Annotated in this window: 13 protein-coding genes; 5 read left to right on the top strand and 8 right to left on the bottom strand. The window is 40.6% G+C overall.

Translation table 11 applies throughout. The features are described from left to right. Positions 1–36 precede the first annotated feature (36 nt). Positions 37–930, bottom strand: coding sequence for a helix-turn-helix domain-containing protein (locus tag QWZ01_RS02890; protein WP_290321719.1), 894 nt, complete (start codon positions 928–930; stop codon positions 37–39). A gap of 392 nt (positions 931–1322) precedes the next feature. On the opposite strand from QWZ01_RS02890, the gene QWZ01_RS02885 reads away from it, so the two are divergent. Continuing rightward, positions 1323–1571 (top strand): hypothetical protein, encoded by a 249-nt coding sequence (locus QWZ01_RS02885; RefSeq protein ID WP_290321718.1) that lies wholly within the window; start codon positions 1323–1325, stop codon positions 1569–1571. Between the two features lie 716 nt (positions 1572–2287). On the opposite strand, the gene QWZ01_RS02880 is transcribed toward QWZ01_RS02885, so the two are convergent. Both QWZ01_RS02880 and QWZ01_RS02875 read right to left on the bottom strand, forming a co-directional pair. Further along, positions 2288–3286 (bottom strand): L-histidine N(alpha)-methyltransferase, encoded by a 999-nt coding sequence (locus QWZ01_RS02880; protein ID WP_290321717.1) that lies wholly within the window; start codon positions 3284–3286, stop codon positions 2288–2290. A 605-nt stretch (positions 3287–3891) separates the two neighbouring features. Then, positions 3892–5124 carry a multidrug effflux MFS transporter gene (locus QWZ01_RS02875; RefSeq protein ID WP_290321716.1) on the bottom strand — a complete coding sequence of 411 codons (1233 nt, stop codon included), beginning with the start codon at positions 5122–5124 and terminating at the stop codon, positions 3892–3894. Positions 5125–5307: 183 nt separating this feature from the next. On the opposite strand from QWZ01_RS02875, the gene QWZ01_RS02870 reads away from it, so the two are divergent. Then, the gene (locus tag QWZ01_RS02870; RefSeq protein ID WP_290321715.1) at positions 5308–6189 is read left to right on the top strand and encodes a helix-turn-helix domain-containing protein; all 882 of its coding nucleotides are present in this window, start codon (positions 5308–5310) and stop codon (positions 6187–6189) included. Positions 6190–6425: 236 nt separating this feature from the next. Here QWZ01_RS02870 and QWZ01_RS02865 read toward each other — a convergent pair whose 3' ends face one another. The 4 genes from QWZ01_RS02865 to QWZ01_RS02850 all read right to left on the bottom strand — a co-directional run bounded on the left by QWZ01_RS02865 (position 6426) and on the right by QWZ01_RS02850 (position 13141). Further along, a complete protein-coding gene (locus QWZ01_RS02865; protein WP_290321714.1) occupies positions 6426–8051 on the bottom strand; it encodes a RagB/SusD family nutrient uptake outer membrane protein in 1626 nt (541 codons plus the stop codon). Between the two features lie 31 nt (positions 8052–8082). Beyond that, positions 8083–11328 carry a SusC/RagA family TonB-linked outer membrane protein gene (locus QWZ01_RS02860; protein ID WP_290321712.1) on the bottom strand — a complete coding sequence of 1082 codons (3246 nt, stop codon included), beginning with the start codon at positions 11326–11328 and terminating at the stop codon, positions 8083–8085. A gap of 183 nt (positions 11329–11511) precedes the next feature. Next, a complete protein-coding gene (locus QWZ01_RS02855; RefSeq protein ID WP_290321711.1) occupies positions 11512–12468 on the bottom strand; it encodes a FecR family protein in 957 nt (318 codons plus the stop codon). 70 nt (positions 12469–12538) lie between these two features. Next, positions 12539–13141 carry an RNA polymerase sigma factor gene (locus QWZ01_RS02850; RefSeq protein ID WP_290321710.1) on the bottom strand — a complete coding sequence of 201 codons (603 nt, stop codon included), beginning with the start codon at positions 13139–13141 and terminating at the stop codon, positions 12539–12541. A 274-nt stretch (positions 13142–13415) separates the two neighbouring features. On the opposite strand from QWZ01_RS02850, the gene QWZ01_RS02845 reads away from it, so the two are divergent. From QWZ01_RS02845 to QWZ01_RS02835, 3 genes are all read left to right on the top strand, one after another. Next, positions 13416–15647, top strand: coding sequence for a PAS domain S-box protein (locus QWZ01_RS02845; RefSeq protein ID WP_290321709.1), 2232 nt, complete (start codon positions 13416–13418; stop codon positions 15645–15647). A gap of 42 nt (positions 15648–15689) precedes the next feature. Next, positions 15690–16085: a response regulator gene (locus QWZ01_RS02840; RefSeq protein WP_290321708.1), complete on the top strand. Its 396-nt coding sequence runs from the start codon at positions 15690–15692 to the stop codon at positions 16083–16085. Between the two features lie 579 nt (positions 16086–16664). After that, positions 16665–17204: a hypothetical protein gene (locus QWZ01_RS02835; protein ID WP_290321707.1), complete on the top strand. Its 540-nt coding sequence runs from the start codon at positions 16665–16667 to the stop codon at positions 17202–17204. A gap of 61 nt (positions 17205–17265) precedes the next feature. On the opposite strand, the gene QWZ01_RS02830 is transcribed toward QWZ01_RS02835, so the two are convergent. Then, entirely contained in the window at positions 17266–17484 is a 219-nt protein-coding gene (locus QWZ01_RS02830; RefSeq protein WP_290321706.1) for a hypothetical protein, read from the bottom strand. Between the last annotated feature and the right edge of the window lie 179 nt (positions 17485–17663).

Raw genomic sequence — 17663 nt, 5'->3', positions numbered from 1 at the left:
TGAAAATTATGGCCGGCAATCCAAAAGTTATGAAATTCAAATCATACTGTGGCGATAATCATTTGGGGTAATACCGGCTTGTTTCTTAAAAAAGATGTTAAAGTTGGAGGCATGCTCAAACCCGAGGCAATAGCCAATAGCCGACACCGGCCAGCCACTGTTGATGAGCAAGGCCTTCGCTTCTGCAACAATACGTTCTGTTAAATGCTGGCTGGTGGTTTTTCCGGTGGTTTCTCTTAATGCTTTGTTCAGATGGTTGGTATGAGTGGAAAGCTGCCTGGCATATTCGCCGGGGCTTTTAAATTTCAACAGTTGTCCTGTTGAGGAAATTGGAAATTGACGTTCCAATAGCTCCAGAAACAAGGTGCTGATGCGCGCCAGGGAAGTGCCTGGCTTGTAAAATTCATTGGATGGACTAATCTTGAGCGATTCATGAATGATAACCTGTATGTAGTTGCGTAACAGGTCATATTTATGAATATATGCGGTTTGAATTTCAGACAACATTTGATTGAAAATCACCGATAACAAATCGACTGTTTTTTGATCAGGGTACACAACAGGATATCCCCCGGCCCTGAACAGGACAGATTCGGCAATACCTTCAGACTTCATTCTGACGTTTAAAAACTCTTCTGTAAAAAGACAGAAATAACCTGTTATATTTTCTTTTGGCCCATCCCACGAATATGGGATCATCGGGTTGCCAAATATAAGCGCATTGTCAGTAATGTCAATTGTTTTATCTGCATAAGTAATTTTCCCTTTGGCCTTGGTGAGCAGCATGATTTTGTAAAAATCCCTCCTGATATGCGGAAAAGAACCGGCATTATTGAAATCTTCGATACGGAAAACATTGAATTGCCCTACCTCAGCATATGATCTTCCGTGCCGTTCAAAAAAAGCGGCAGCGGTTTCTTTATTTTTCATCTTCCGCTTTTTGATAAATTATGAAATTCAAATTTAACTCATTTAGATGAATATCAATTTGAGGAGTTCAATTTTCGCCTGGCTTATACTATTTTTTTCGAGAAGTATTCTTTTGCTCATGTGTATACCAAAATGCCTGCTGGGCTTCTTTGCGGCAGATTATGGCCAATTCCTCCTACCGCATTAGTAAAGGTTTTGAAGAGGTTGATTCCGGATAGCGGGAAACCTTGGTATTTCCTGTATTCAAGATGTGCTTAAACGATATATCACTGGAATTTGCTGAGTGTATTAAGTAATGCGTTTATTTTCAGATGTTTATCAATTGGCATTGTGTTTGGTTTTCTGTTTATCAAATAACAGGTAATAGTATAACAAACTCAACCATTAATAATATGGAAACGAGCAAAGGATTTGATATTCTGTATGATCTGCGCAGGAATAAGGGGACCGCGTTTAGTGAAGAAGAGCACATCAATTTAGGATTGTTGGAATTATTATTGCCAAATGCGGTAGAGTCTGTTGACTTGCTTCAATTATTGGAGAATAACGAAACGCTTTTCTGCAAAGTGCTGATGGATGATCCGCCAACTTATATGACCCTGGTGTCACAACATACTGTTAGCATGGGTATTAAACATTAATATCTCATGTGCCGAAAAGGCGCACAAAATACATCGTGGTATTAGAGATTTCATCTTTTCAAGATCAATATAACATTTTAGTGAGCGGTGATGGAAACAATTTATATGATTTTGCGCGACTCGGTAGCATTTTGCATAGTAATTATTTTGTGTTCGTTTTTTGTGATCCCGGAAACCAAAGATTACGAGGAATAATGATGTTGTTATTAGCAGATTTTTTATGGCGGTTGGTGAAAATAACACCGCACCAGGATATAGTATCGGGTTATATCTGTCTAAAGAAATTACAAGGGAATATAGTCATAGGCAGGTTCGATTTTTAGTATGAACAAATTAAATCTTTTACATTATGTGGGTATTACAGCTTTTATTTTGGGGCACTGTACTGAGCATCGTTAATTGCTTTCAGTGGGCGGCAGGTATTTTAGCTAAGCAAACCGGACGCAGTTTTTGGCGCTGGTACATGATCGCGCAGTTTTTGCCGGTTATATCTATGATTATTTTAATTTGTCTGTGGGATACGAATACAGAACGATCTTCAAAAAGCCTGAATTAGCTAAATCAGGCTTTCGTTTTCGGTTAAAGTTCCCTAAATAAACTGCAGCATATTATCCAGACCAAAATGGTATTAAACTGATAATATGCTGCGGTTAAATTTGTCATGCAAAATATTTTGTAAAAATGCTTCTTTCATTATGCGTGTGGCGCGCCATAGTTTATTCACTGGCCAACCATAATGTGTCAAGAAACCAGTTCTTTTGGTCATAAAAATCTGCTATAGGTATAAATCCGCTGGCTTTGGCAAGTGCCCTTGTATCTTCCAGCGTATATTTCTGAGATATTTCCATATCAATGATCTCGTCCTTCAAAAAGGGTATGGCAGTTGATCCTATTTGAACTATCTGTTTTTTTAATGATACCAGGAAGCTTTTACAGGCACCTGTTTGTGGGTCATAGCTTGGGAAATGATCAAAGCTGTCAATATCAAAATTGGCTCCGAGTTCACGATTAATTCTGGTTAAAAGGTTCAGATTAAATTTTTTGGTTGTGCCCTCTTTATCATTGTATGCTGCCAGAATGGTATGCGGATTTTTTCTGAGATCTGCACCAACTAACAGCATATCTCCGCAAGAGAGGATTTCTCTGATCTCCCGGCAAAATGCAGCAGCTTCGGCAATACTCATATTCCCGATATTGGCACCCAACAACAACACCACTTTCCGTTTTTTAGAACCGGTTGCGGCTTTACTTAGCATATCGAGGTAATCACCGTTTAAAGCTTCAATTTTAATTCCGGGTAGTAAGAGCGGAAGGGTAGAGCTGAGGTAATTAATAATGTTTTCAGAAATGTCAATAGGTTTATAGGTGAATTTGATACCTTGGTCAATCAGGTATGCTAAAAGGAAATTTGTTTTTGTAGCATCTCCCGCTCCAAGTTCAACCAAATCGAAATCATCTCCCTTGCAACTAATTGCTTTTGCAAGTAAGCCGCATTGTTTGGTAAATATCTCTAACTCACAATTGGTTGGGTAATATTCCGGTGAATTCATGATTTCCTGGAAAAGCACATCGCCCGCCTGATCGTAAAAGTATTTAGATTGGAGTCTTTTCGGATTAGAGGTCAATCCTTCAATCACATCTTTAAAAAAAATACGCTCTGAGCGTTCCTGCTCTGTTTTTTCCACTTGTGGAAGCTGTGAATACGTGTAATTCATTTCTATAACTATAAAGGGTGAAATATTCAGGTTAAAAGCTCTCCTCTTATTTATCGCTTAATGCAGGTTAATTTGATAAAATTTGTACCGGTGCGCTCAAGGTAGTCAACCATAGGCTCATTAATTGTTGCGTTTTAATCGGTTTTGGCTATAACTATTTGTATGCCAATTGGTAAATAGTTGTAAATGATGCTGTTGTGGTTAAGGAGGGTTGTTATGACAGTTATATGTCGTAAAATCTGAAGTGTAATATGGAAATACCGTGGCCATTGCGGATAGGATATTGAGCTTTTCTTCTTGCTCATTAATGCAGAATTTTCTGGGATCAAGATTGGATCTCAGGAAATTCTGTTGATACCTGTACTTTAGTTTTTATGTTGATAATGAAGCTAACAGGCTTGAATTTTCTATGAATTGGTTAGAGAAGCAACCATACGGGAAAACAAAAAAGGGTAAGCATGATTTTTCATCGCTTACCCTTTTTTTTTACCTTTTAACTCGTTGTTACAACCTGTTAATTTTCAAATGTGAATTTTTCAGAGAACGTTGAACCAGAGCTTATACAACCTGAACATATCGCATTTAAATATGAAAAGTGTATAAGATTAAATTTCAATAGCAGGCTGTTGATTATGACGTCTGGATCTGGTATACTGCCAGTTATAAATCAGTAATGAAACCGGAATTAACGTACAGCCAAACATTACGGCCGGCATAATAACGATTGTGCCGTTATTCAAAAAACTAACCAGCCAGGAGGCCAATACACCGGCAATCATTTGTACACTGCCCAGCAAAGCGGAAGCACGACCGGCTGCTGCCGTAAAAGGGCTTAAAGCTAAAGCCGTGGTATTAGGATTAATAAACCCGATACAAAACAGAAACAAGAAGGTGAACGTGAGTGTTAAAGCCGCACCGGCGAAACCGCTGCAGGCAATGAATAATAAAGCAAGTCCGGTTAGCATCAGCAAACACGAGGCGGTTAGGGAAATAATGGCACTGCTATAGCGTTTTAGCGCCAGGCGGTTTAGCTGGCTGCCGCTGATGAGGCCGCAGGCATTAAAGGCGAAGGCCCAGCCGTACATTGTATCAGATAAGCCGAATTTTTGCATAAATACAAAAGGCGAACCTGCAATATAAGCATACATGCCGGCGTAGCTGATGCCTCCGGCCAATGTGTAGATTAAAAATGTACGGTTATGCAATAGGGTAAGATAGCCGGGGAGTATATGCTTTATTTTTAAGGAAACATTTGTGTTAGGCTCCTTGGTTTCCGGTAAAACATAATGAACACCGAGCAACAACAGGCCTCCGATAAGTGCCATTACACCGAATACCCAGCGCCAGCCCAGCCAGGTGTTAACCAATCCTCCGATAGTTGGCGCAACGATGGGTGCCACACCCATGACCAGCACCAATAATGACAATTTTTTGGCCATATCTTTTGGAGGATAAAGATCGCGCACTATGGCCCGCGCTGCCACCATACCCACACAGCCTCCTAAGGCCATAAATATACGGACGATGATGAGTAAACCGATGCCAGAGCACAAAGCGCAACCTATGCCGGCAGTCAGGTAGATAAGCAAGCCGGTCATCAATGGTTTTTTACGGCCAAAACGATCAATCAGTATCCCGTAAATCAGCTGGCCAATACACAGACCAGCGAAATAACTGGTTAAAGAGTAACCTACACTTGCCACGCTGGTTTGCAATGAATGGGCAATAGCGGGAAAAGCTGGTAAATACATATCTATGGAGAACGGGCTTAATGCAATGAGCATACCCAGTACAAACAGGATAGCTACGCCGGAGTATTGTTTTTTGTTATTTTTCATAATATTAATTAAAAAGGAAAAGGCGATGGCTCAATGCGAAAATATAGGACGCTAAATAATTGTTATTAAGTGCCTTATCTGTCATTAGCTTATAGCTTCACTTTTTTTAATGATTGCGCAAATTTCCGGCAAAAAAAGCCTTGTAACAGATAATTTATTAGCATCTTAGGATACAAATTGAACATGGCGAGACGAGGTGAAAAAAACATAATAAGTTTTGAAGGTATTTATGGCGACCGGCAAGCTCGCCCAGATCCAACATTTCTGCTCGCTAAAATTGTGGGAGCACAAACTGCATATTATAACGGGGAGGTGCCGCCACACGCTCATCCGGGAGTAATGCAGGTTTTTATAATAGAGAAAGGGGAGTTTGAATTGCTGGGTCCAACACAAGCCCAAAGGTTAAAAGGTCCTGTTTTGCTGGTTATACCTTCAACTATTACGCATGGTTTTCGTTTTAATGAAAATGTTAGCGGGCACGTAGTTACGCTATCAGAAATGCGTTTTGCCGCTTTATGGACAGCGGCACCGAAACTAACCTCTATAGCGGATCACCTAACCGTGATCAATGAGTTTACCGCTTACACAACAGCACAAGTAATTGATGTAGTTGAGGTCATTCAACAGGAACAATCACGGCATGACGGCGAAGAAGAAATTATGCTAACCGCTTGCCTTCAGCAGTTATTTCTGATGATATATCGGTTAAAACTGCAACAGCATGATGTGCTGCTGACCGACCAGGGGCACACCGGCAACAATTACGTGCGAAAGGTGCAGCAATTAATTAAAGAAAGCAAGGGCCAGATCACTGTTGAAAGACTGGCATCATCGTTAAATATTTCCGCTGCACATCTAAACCGTCTTTGCAGGCAGGCAACGGGCCTGTCGGTAAGCGGCATGATTAATGAGTACCTGATGGCAGAAGCAAAAAAGTATCTCAGTTATACGAATATGACTGTGTCTGAGATAGCTTACTTATTGCACTTTGAGTATCCTAACTATTTCGCGCGTTTCTTCAAAAAACACACGGGACTATCCCCTCAGGCTTTCCGTAAAAGATAAGTATTCGGAAATCTTACGGTTCGCGATATTGCTTGCTACCTATACGCTTGGTAAGCCGGATAGTTACTTACCCTAATAATTATCATGTAATGAGCAGGCTCTTAAAATATTGAATTAATACAAACTCATTGGTTTAATAAATAATTAAACACAAAAAAGACCGGTCAAATTGAACCGGTCTTTTTTTGGGGCTTATCCTGAATCTTTTCAGATTTAGGAATGATTTATTTGTATAATTAATAACCTGGATTTTGTTTCAAGTTTGGATTGTTTGCCAATTGCGTAAACGGAATAGGATAGATCTCCTTATTGGCATCTTTGGTAGCCACGTGATCCCACCAGGTACCGTTTATGAATTTACCGAAGCGGATGATATCTGTACGCCTTTTACCCTCAAAAATGAACTCTCTTCCGCGCTCTGCTAACAGTTCGTCCATAGTTAGGGTGTTTACGGTATAAGCCGCAGATTTCCAGTCTTCGTCAGAGAATGCACGTTTGCGACTGGTATTTACAAGGTCTACCGCTTCGGCAGTGGCTTTACCATTGTTTTTACGCATGAGGGCTTCTGCCTTGTCAAAGTAAATTTCTGTTAAACGATAGATCATGAACTGATTTTCCCTATAGTTAGGATCATTGGATCTGCCTGTTTTATATTTATTGAAACGGGCACCGCTGTTTTCTTCACCCTTGGTCATGTCGCCCTGGCTGGTATGATCGCCTTCGCTTTCTCTTCTGATGGTGTTTACGTAGGCAAAGGGTTTGCCGTTATACTCATCGGTACCTAACACCGGGGTTATGGTACCATATTTATACTGCGGGCCAAATAAAAACCACTGTTTTTTACGCTGGTCATTCTCCGCATAGGCATCAAATGCCGATGGAACTACAACGTAACCATTATTGCCAGAGTAATTTACGTCTAATGCAGCGCTGATATTATCATAACCCATTAACACTATCCAATCCCAAACAAAGCCGCCTTTGTTGCTGTAGGCGTACTGGAACAAGGCTTCGGAAGCTGTACGGTTAGTGTTGGCAAATGTTTGTAAAAGATCGGTAGACAATTTGGGTGTACCACCTAAACCACCCGCACTGCCACTCATAATTTTATCGCACGCGGCTATACACTGATCCCACATAGGGGTGCCTGCCCATTTTTCTGCATTCAGGTAAAGTTCGGCAAGCATGGCATAACCACCGGTTTGTGCTACACGGCCAACAAGTGTTTGTGAATAGGGTTGAAGCTGCGGTACGTAAGTTTCAAGTTCGCCTTTTATAAACTCAAATACTTCCTTACGCGGAGCTGTAGGCGGGTTTTGTGGAATACCAACTTTGGTTATGATAGGTACGTTACCCCAAAGGTCCATCACCTTCATGTAATTGAAAGCTCTTAAAACGTGCAGTTCGGCAAGTACCGAGTTCAATTCTGCCTGGGTCATACCGAGACTTTGATAGTCAATCTTTTCGATATCCTGTATGGCTGAATTACAATAGCCAATACCTGTCCACATGCCCGACCACGCGTTGCGCATACGACTTTCATTTTCGTTCCAGGTGTGGTAATGCTGCCTCATGTGATCGCCGTTATCATAACCGTTTCTGCCTTTTTGCGGCCAGGCTAATTGATCGGCACACATTTCTGCATGGTAATAGTATCCATCGCCGCGGATAGGGCATATCCATGATTGCATATGGGTTACAGGGCGTAGTGCTGCCTGTAATACCTCTGTTTTGCTTTTATAAAAATTATCTTTATATAGGTCGCTATATACTTTTTCGTTCAGTTTGGTACATGAACTGCTCACCCATAAAAATGAGATGGCACTCAATATATACCGTGTTTTCCTGATATGTAGTTTCATTTGATATTCGTGTTGGGAAATTATTATTGAATTAAAAACCTATGCTGAAGCCTGCTGTCCATGAAATTGTTCTTGGGTAAAAGCCCCTTGAATCTACACCGGTATTAAAGCCGGTATCTTCCAGTTCCGGATCAAGGCCCTTGTAACCGGTAACTGTTAACAGGTTGCGGCCGGTAACAAAAAGGCGCATATTGCGGATGTATGATGAGTTAAGCTTAAAGCGGTAACCCAGCGTTACGTTATCAAGCTTCACGAAATCTCCTTTTTCAATGTAGTAATCAGAATATTGCGGATCGTCTTTCAAAGCACCGTGGGTAGTGAACGCGCTGTTGAAGATGTTACTTGGCAGGTATTTTCTGTTGCCGTAAAAAATCTCCTGCAGGTTCAGGATATCAAAACCAAACTTGCCTCTCATTAAAATATTAAGATCAAAGTTTTTATACCTGAAGGTTTGGTTTAAACCCAGCACATATTTAGGAACACCATTGCCGATAATGGTTTTATCATTTTCATTCATTTGCGAAGCAAGGGCTTTGCTGCCATCGGCTTTATAGAATAACCATTTGCCATCATCGGTGAAGCCTGCAAAACGTTTTCCGTAAAAGTTACCAACCTGGCCGCCTTCGTCTAAACGGATAGCTGGGCCCATAGCCCCTGGATTCGGGATATCAGAGAAGGTAAGGAACGTAGCTTTAAATACATCATTAGATAGCTTTAACAACTTGTTGAACTGAGTATTTGCAGTGAGATCTACACGCCATTCAAAATCTTTTATCCTGAGCGGTACAGCGTTGATAGCCACCTCAATACCATGGTTGCGCAATGAACCTACATTGGTATACAGGTTACCTAAAACATAGGCGGGTTGTTGTGCAGTATAATTGTAAAGAAGGTCTTTAGTGGTGCGGCTGTATACATCAATCGATCCGTTTAATCGGTTGTTCAGCAAAGCGTAATCCAATCCAAAATTCCATTCTTCTTTTTTCTCCCAGCGCAGGTTAGGATTAGGGTTTCTGGATGCACCATAAGTTTGATAATAGATACCATTTTGAGGATATACCCCACCGGTGCCTAAGGTGGTTAACGATTGGTAGTTAGGGATACCCTGGTTACCGGTAACACCGTAGCCAATACGCAGTTTTAAACTATTCACCTCGGTAACATCTTTCATGAAACTTTCTTCGCTCAGTGTCCAGCCTATAGAAGCAGCTGGGAAATTACCCCATTTGTTGTTATCTCCAAATCTTGAAGAACCTTCATGGCGTAAAATGAACTGAGCGAAATATTTTTCTTTAAAAGAGTAGTTAACCCTTCCAAAAAAGGCGATCAGGGTATTATCCTCTTTAAAGCTTCCCATTCCGGGCCTTGGCAAAAGCACGTTGTTAATAGCGCTGCCCGCACCCAGGTTCCAGTCAAGGAAACCATCGGTTGTAAAGCCATTATTATTCACGTTGAATCTTTCGGTAGTAGTATATTGATAGCTATAGCCAACTACACCTGAAATACTATGATCTTCGCCTATCAGTTTTTTGTAGCTGATGGTGGGTTCAAAGGTTTTAGTCCAGCTAAGTACATTTTCCTTGCTGGCATATGCCGTACCCTGGTAAGAACCCTGGGGGCGCTGATCATAATCAAGCATAGAGCGGAAAACCCTGTTGTTGTAATTATCGCGCTGATATGATGCAAAGGCTGAGATATTAAGATTTTTGATCAGTTCAAGTGATAATCGTCCATCACCAGAAAACGTTTGTTGCTGGCGCTCGTTTATCCTGTTGGCAAAACGGCTGATTGGGTTAAACCTGTCTTGTATTACAAAATAAGTTCCGTCGGGGTTTTGGATAGGAGCTGTAGGGTTCCAGGAAACAGCCTGCTCAAAATCATCGGCCGACCCACCCAACAGGTTGGCTTTATTAAAATTCTGAACCATGTTTATTTGCATGGTCAGTTTATCTTTAAGGCCCTTTTGGTTAATATTTAACCTGCCGCCAAACTGTTCCCTGCCATTATTTTTAGCGATACCCTCAAAATCGTTATAATAAAGTGATGCTCTGTAATTTGATTTATCAGAACCACCAGAGGCCGAAAAATTATGGTACTGGCTCAAATTATCATTATTGATAAGCTGGTTGTACATGTCAGTTGAACTGCCCAGGTCTGATGCTTTTGAAATATCGCCGGCTGCAATGTGTTCCCTGAATTGCGCGGCAGATAAAAAGTTGGGCTTTTTGTTCACATAATCGCGCTGAAAGTAAGTGTTGTACTCATATTGAGGCGGGCCGGCCACACCTTTTTTAGTAGTAATAAGTATCACACCTGCGTTACCACGTGTACCGTAAATAGCGGCTGCTGATCCGTCTTTTAGCACATCAAATGATTCTATATCATCCTGTTGCAACAGGTCAAGGTTTCCGCCGGGGATACCGTCAATAACAATAAGTGGCGTAGTGGTACCTGTAAGCGATGTTACACCCCTTAATTGTATGGATGCGCTGGAATTAGGGTTGTTGCCTTGGGTTTTTGTGATATTTAAACCTGCAACTTTTCCCTGGATCAACTCCAGCGGTGATCTTGCCGAACCCTGGTTAAACTGATCAGCCTTAACACTTGTAATGGCAGATGTTACTTCTTTCCTTTTTTGCGTACCGTAACCAACAACCACAACCTCGTTCAGTTTCCCGGTTTCGGATGCCATGGCAAAGTTTACAATGCTTGCTTTACCTTCTTCAACCACTATCCCGGTTTTGCGCTGTGCTGTAAAAGAAATATAGGCCACTTCAATAGTGTAGGTACCTACCGGAGCGCTCAATTTAAATTTACCTTCGGTATCGGCACTAACACTTCTGTTCAATTCAACTATCCTGATGGTGGCACCAATTAAAGGTTCGCCCTTTTCATCGGTAATACGTCCGGAAATGCTGCCCGGTGCCTGCAGGCTTGATAAAGTAATAACACCCGCTTTTTCATTAAAAACTATACGATGAGGCAATACTGCTGATAGTATCTCCTGAACCGTTGTATTGGAGAAATGTACATTACTAAGCTGTACTTTTTCCAGGTTCAGATGATCGGTAAAAGCAAAATCAACATCGTTATTATGCTGAATATCTTCAATAAGATTATAAAGTGTTGTTTTATTATATTCCAGGTTAATCCGTTTTTCAAGCAACTGGCCCCTGGATGCACCTGCCCACAAAAATTGGGAGGCGGCAATTATCGTTACGCTGGCAAGCGAGGTTATGCGCATAATCTTCTGCAATAGCAGTTTTTTTTGTTCCATTTATTGAATAGTTTCCACCCAAGCTCATGAAGCCATTTGTGATAATGATTTGGCTTTCATAAATTTGAATGATTAGTAATTGATTAATTAGGTTACTGGCCGGCAGTGTTAAAGCGACCAAACTGTTTCACCGCCGGAAATCATTAAGCCGGGGAGTTGCGTGCAATTTCCCGGCTGTTTTTTTTAATAGATCATTATACCATCCGGGGCCTCCTTTTTATATTTTTTGTTCAATATCAGGCAGATCATTTCCAGGGCTGATTTTTCTGACTGCGCTGAACTGAGTGTTAAATTGTATTTAAATGATTTGACTTTTGAGTCAGTAGTGTTAAGCTTCACCCCATAAAGGTTAAGCATACCCTGGGCAAGCTCATCGAAGCTTGATCTGGTCAGCACAGTTTTACCGCTTCTCCATAAATCGGTTTGGGCTATGCCGATATTAGCCAGTTTAATTGTTTGGGTTATTTTATCGAAGGATAACCCTTTACCGGGCTGCAATAAGGCAAGCTGAGCTTTGTTGCGCATTACCTGAACCACGCCGGTGTTTACAGCTACGTTTATGGTATTCAGGCTTTTATAGGCACTTACGTTGAAGGAGGTCCCAATATCTTTAATGGAGATACCGCCGGCATCAATAATAAAGGGAATACTGGCATCATGTTTAACTTCAAAGAAAGCTTCGCCCGTTAAAGTCAAACTCCGGTTAGCTTTTGCGTAGTCGCTTTTTACCTGTACAGCAGAGTTGGCGTTGAGCCATACTACTGTACTATCCTGCAGCATTATTTTTTTGATTTGTTTTGCACCTGTTGTATAAGTTATAACAGTTACCGGCTGTGCCTTTGATGGGTGATCTTGATAAGTTTTCAAATAGATCAGTGCTGCCGAAACAGGGATAATTAATATTGCTGCCGCCCTTGCCCATGACGATCTGAACCATGGTTTGATAACGGGAGCCGGCATTATTTTGCGCAACAACCTTAATCTGATGGCTTCGGCATCTTCATCGGTTAACGCTTGATTAGCTGTACCCTTGTCATGATCAAAAGAATCATACCATGAATCAACAACATACCGTTCTGCCCTTGATGAGGATTTATCGAGGTATTTCTGTAATAGTTTTTTAAATACTGAATGTTGCACTTTTTTCCGTTTACAAGAGGATAGTGCCACTCGAGGGAAAAAAGTACTTCAAGAAATTGTTTTCTTTACGTTAATTTTTCATTAACAGTATCAAGAGGAGATAAAATGATTTGTTAATATCGGGGTGCTTGGTCAGCATAACAGCTTTCAAGCGCTTTAACGCCTCCGTATTATTGTTTTTAACGGTTTGCTTTGATAATCCAAGTGCTTCGGCAATTTCGGTTATGTTATAGTTTTCAACCCGAAGCATAAATATTTTCTGCATGTTTTCGGGGAAAAATGCGATTGCATCTTTTAAGGTGTGTTTTACATCTTCGGCAATTAAAACATCAAGAATGGTTTCCTCCATCTGTTCCATCCGGTGTAACAGGTGCTGAACAGCTTCTTCATGCAAATTGGCCGAACTTGCCAGTTTAATGATCTTGTACTTTAACGCAGTGTGCAGATAACCTTCAACAGTGGTGTTAATTTCAAGTGTATGACGCCTTTGCCAAACGCTGGCAAAAATATCCTGAACTATATCTTCGGCCGCGACCTCGTCTTTAAGCCTCCGGCGGGCACTTTCGTATAAACTTCGCCAGTGTTTATTAAATAAATTTTCAAAAGCTCCTGCTTCGTCATTCCGCAGTCCTTCTAACAGCTCGGTATCTATTTTGGGTAAAGCTGTTTCCATTGCTCAAATCTGGCGCAAAGATAATCACTTCAGGATATGTCATGAGGTTAATTCTATATTAAGGTTTAATGAAAAAGGTGCATGATTTATCCGGTTTATAATGCGCCGGGTTTGAGTAAATCTCACTTTAAAATGTAACTATTAATTAATCTCACCGTTTAACCACAATCCTGAACTTATACCGTTTATGAGATTTGGTGCTTTAAAAATTGCGTGCATATATCTAATTGTGAGCCTGGTGTGGATCACATGCAGCGATCGCCTGCTTTTTAATATGGAAAGCACGTTGACCAATGCCCAGCTGTTATGGATCGGATCGGTTAAGGGGTATTTTTTTGTTACGATAAACGGCCTGTTTTTGTACCTGCTTATCAACTCAGATAAAAAAGAATTGTTGCGGAGCGAACAGCAGTACCGTGATATATATGAATCAAATCCCAACCCAATGTGGATATATGATTCGGAAACTTTGCAAATAGTTTCGGTGAACGATGCGGCGGTAGCTTCATATGGATATAGTAAAAAACAATTTTTAAGTAAATCGATATTAGATATTCGTCCGGCGGAGGACGCGGAAAAAACGAAGAATGCGGCCCATGAAATATCAGATAAACTTAATCAGAGTGGTCGCTGGCGCCATATTAAGCAAAACGGTCAACTGATTGATGTTAATATCACCTCCCATAAGATCAATTTCTCCAATAAACAAGGGGTGTTGGTTATGGCTAAAGATATTACGGAACGGGTGCAGTTTGAAGAGCAGTTAGAAAAGATCAATACCGATCTGCTTATTGAAAAACGTAAACTAAGGGAAACACAGCTCATTTCAAAAATAGCCGGATGGGAATACTATCCTGAAAATAACAACCTCATCTGGTCAGACGAGTTATACCAGATCACGGGTATCGAAAAATGCGACCCGAGAGAGGCATTTGATATTTACATAAAACATATTTATCCGGAAGACAGGCAATTGATGATCAATGCGCTGCAGGAGTTAATTAGCAACAATAAACCTATGAATGTGATCCATAGGATTGTAGCTGTTGACGGGAGTACCCGCTATATTCGGCAGATAGCAAAAGTTGATCCGTCAGATAGTTTAAGATTGAAAATTTTAGGCTCGCTACAGGATGTTACGGAATTTAAGCAACTGGAAGAGGAGCGGAACCGGTACCTGCACAGCTTTGAGCATACACTTAACAGCATCAGCGATGTTTTTTTTGCCTTAGATTGGGACATGAAGGTAACCCGTGTGAATAACGCGTTTCTTTCGCTGTTCAAAGACCATGACCATATTGTTGGGGAAGATATTTTCTCCCTATTTCCCAAAGAGAAAAATAAGTTTTATCCGGCGTATCAAAAGGCACTGGAAAGCCGGGTGATCGTTAAATTGGAAGAATACTCCCAAATCCTTGAAAAATGGATTAGGCTCGCCGCATATCCTACAGATGAAGGCGTATCCGTTTATTTTACAGATATAACCGAAAATAAGCTTAAAGATATTAAACTCAAAGAAGCGGTAGAGCGCTATGAACTTGTGGCCCAGGCCACGCATGACGTTGTTTATGACATGGATATAGTTCGTGACCATATAGAATATAATACCAGCCTGACACATTTGGTAGAAGTATCACCCGATGACATAGCGCATAATCTGAGCTGGTGGCGTAGTCTTATCCATCCGGATGATCTGGCAGAAGTGGTGAGCAGTCAGGAAAAGATCCGCAGGCAAGGCAGTACCAATTGGGAATGCGAGTATCGCATCAATTGCGGATCAGGTAATTATAAATACGTGATGGATCAGGGATATTACGTATTTAATGAAAAGAAAGAGGCTGTAAGACTGATTGGCGCCATTAAGGATATCGATGCTTTAAAACGGGCCAATAGGGAGAACGTGAGGCTTGCGAATATTATTACCCAGGTAAGTAATATGATAATAATAACCGATACAGATCAGCGTATTACATGGGTAAACAAAGCGTTTGAAGAGATGACCGGTTACACACTGAATGAGGTAGCCGGGCGGTTCCCAATGGAATTCTTAGGGGGATCTGGCCTGGATTTTTCTGATTTAGAACAATTGAAAGAAAAACAGCGAAAGCGGGAAAGCTTTGCTGTTGACCTCATGGTTTTTAGCAAAACACAGGTTCAGGTGTGGGTTTCGGCCAAGCTTAGTCCGGCATATGACAGTAGCGGTAATTATACAGGATATGTAACAATATGTCAGGATGTAACTTCCAGAAAAGAAAAGGAAGAAGAGATAAACCGGCAGAACGAACTGTTAAGGAATATAGCCTGGATGAGCTCGCACGAAATTAGGCGGCCCGTCGCTAATATGATTGGATTGATAAGCTTGTTGAACAACCGGGGAACTGAAAGCGAAAAGCAGGAAATATTACGATTATTAAACCAGTGCAGTTCAGAAATGGATGATATGATTTTCCTGATCCATCAAAAGATCCAGAATAGTTTTCCTGCGGAGATCATAATACCATCTTGAAAACGAACACGATAAATAAAAACAAATAACCAAAACCAAATTATGGCGTTCTGCAACCCTGCGCAAGTGCTGATTATTGATGATGACGAAATTAATAATTTCATTGTCGAAAGATTGATCCATCGTTTGTCGCCTGAATCAGAGGTGATTGCCTGTACTAATGGTGCGGAGGCACTTGGGTTTCTTGAAAAAACAGTTTCAAAAGATAATTCTTTTCCGGATTTTATTTTTTTGGATTTGCGAATGCCGGTATTGGACGGTTGGGGTTTTTTAGATGAATATCAAAAGCGCGGGTTCCAAAAACAATGCAGCGTAATCATTTTAACATCTTCTATATTTCGATACGACATTGACCGTGCGCACGAGCATGTTGTTCCAACTCAGCTCATCAGTAAGCCATTAACGCTCGATCATCTCAGGGATTTATTTTGGACATAAAAATAACCACGGATTACTCTGTAGTTTAGATTTAAGCTCAAGATCGTATTGAGCTTTTGGGGACTTATTAAAAACAAAGCCCGCCCAAAAAAATGAGCGGACTCGAAGGGGTAATAATCAATAGTTAATATGAGTATTACCGGATATTTTATATAACCACAATCTCAGTAATACTAAACAAACTCCTTGCCATTAATGTAATATGAGCCTTAGGATATTGCTTAAAGTTGTCCTTTATACTTAATTGTAGTGAAAACGTTACAATTTAAAAATGCTTTAAATACCATTTTTTCTTTCGATAACATTGACTGTTCAACTTTTTAAACATAAAATCAATCCCTTTAGTGAAGGTTAAATTTTTACTTAAAAGGCAATGTTTTTTACAAATAACATTTAACTTTATTATAAATCATTTGCCGGTGTAAGAAGGATTCCCCGCAGATGATATTGATCCTATCATTTTATGAGTTTCCTGATAAGGAATGATTAATGATGGCAGATGTTTTTTTGTTACCTAACCTTTGAACAATAATAATGAGAGCTACCTATGCTCAAACCAATAACCTAAAACCTCTTATCATGAAAAAACTAACTGCAATTATCCTGCTGCTTGTAATGGTATGCAAAAGTACCCTGGCGAACGCGCAAAGCAATGAATTTACGAAGATTTACAATGCGGCCACTAAACTAGCCATGGTTGCCGACAGTACCCGGAATATTGATACATTGATGACACTAACGGCAACGAATCCGGTGTTGCAGTGGAAAACAATTCACGGTAAAAACTATGTATTAATGGCCACCTTTATGAACAATATCCAGGTAAACAATGTTTTCCGGCCCGCAGGAAGCCCTGACGTTACGGTACCAAGTGCTTCAGGTACGTTATCAACAAACGTAAGCCTGGAATATAAACTTTGGTTTAATAACTATGTTATTACGTCCTATTTTCAACCACTCACCAGTACCGGGGTTTATTACCCATGGACACGAATGGGCTATGCTTACAATTGGGCGCCGGGGGCAAATAGGGTTGGCGTGAGCGAGTTTGTATTAAATCCTGATTCCGGAATATGGGTGGAAGCTGTTTATAAAGCCAGCGACTATTTCAGGAATTAAAACGCGTAATTCTTGATGTTAAAACTATCAGGACAAAGCTGAGTGACTTAATGCTTTTGTTTTAATCCTGATCTGATGCCGACGTTGAATCTTCCGGCTGATTATCACCAGCACCCGGACCGGGAGCATAATCCGCTTCTGCATCGGGCTCGTTTAAATCATCATCAACCTGCATTTCATGCAAATCGTCAGGGTCGGCTATGTTGTTTTTGTTTTCCTGAACTGATATCGGGTTGATACCGGCATTATTGCGCACATGTTCTTCTGCTGCTTCCATCATGGCTTCGGATATTAAGTTACTGAAAAATATCGCTATTTTATTTTACCTTATTCAATATTATAAATTATCAAATTGTTAAGTGATGTAATTTTATCGGGTTGTATTAATTGCGGCTTATTTTGGTACAAACCTTTAATTTTTTCTACTTTTACCTAATAATTGTGATCATAACCTTGATC

It is taken from the genome of Mucilaginibacter aquaedulcis, from assembly GCF_030409325.1.
Classification (GTDB): Bacteria; Bacteroidota; Bacteroidia; order Sphingobacteriales; family Sphingobacteriaceae; genus Mucilaginibacter; species Mucilaginibacter aquaedulcis.
The sequence above is the reverse complement of the archived record's forward strand: the minus strand, read 5'-3'. Positions and strand labels throughout refer to the sequence as shown.

Excerpts from the sequence above, each read along its gene's own strand:
- QWZ01_RS02840 (WP_290321708.1), top strand. The coding sequence starts at position 15,690 with ATGGCGTTCTGCAACCCTGCGCAAGTGCTGATTATTGATGATGACGAA.
- QWZ01_RS02845 (WP_290321709.1), top strand. The coding sequence starts at position 13,416 with ATGGAAAGCACGTTGACCAATGCCCAGCTGTTATGGATCGGATCGGTT.
- QWZ01_RS02865 (WP_290321714.1), bottom strand. The coding sequence starts at position 8,051 with ATGAAACTACATATCAGGAAAACACGGTATATATTGAGTGCCATCTCA.
- QWZ01_RS02830 (WP_290321706.1), bottom strand. The coding sequence starts at position 17,484 with ATGATGGAAGCAGCAGAAGAACATGTGCGCAATAATGCCGGTATCAAC.
- QWZ01_RS02885 (WP_290321718.1), top strand. The coding sequence starts at position 1,323 with ATGGAAACGAGCAAAGGATTTGATATTCTGTATGATCTGCGCAGGAAT.
- QWZ01_RS02870 (WP_290321715.1), top strand. The coding sequence starts at position 5,308 with ATGGCGAGACGAGGTGAAAAAAACATAATAAGTTTTGAAGGTATTTAT.
- QWZ01_RS02880 (WP_290321717.1), bottom strand. The coding sequence starts at position 3,286 with ATGAATTACACGTATTCACAGCTTCCACAAGTGGAAAAAACAGAGCAG.
- QWZ01_RS02875 (WP_290321716.1), bottom strand. The coding sequence starts at position 5,124 with ATGAAAAATAACAAAAAACAATACTCCGGCGTAGCTATCCTGTTTGTA.
- QWZ01_RS02890 (WP_290321719.1), bottom strand. The coding sequence starts at position 930 with ATGAAAAATAAAGAAACCGCTGCCGCTTTTTTTGAACGGCACGGAAGA.
- QWZ01_RS02850 (WP_290321710.1), bottom strand. The coding sequence starts at position 13,141 with ATGGAAACAGCTTTACCCAAAATAGATACCGAGCTGTTAGAAGGACTG.
- QWZ01_RS02860 (WP_290321712.1), bottom strand. The coding sequence starts at position 11,328 with ATGGAACAAAAAAAACTGCTATTGCAGAAGATTATGCGCATAACCTCG.
- QWZ01_RS02835 (WP_290321707.1), top strand. The coding sequence starts at position 16,665 with ATGAAAAAACTAACTGCAATTATCCTGCTGCTTGTAATGGTATGCAAA.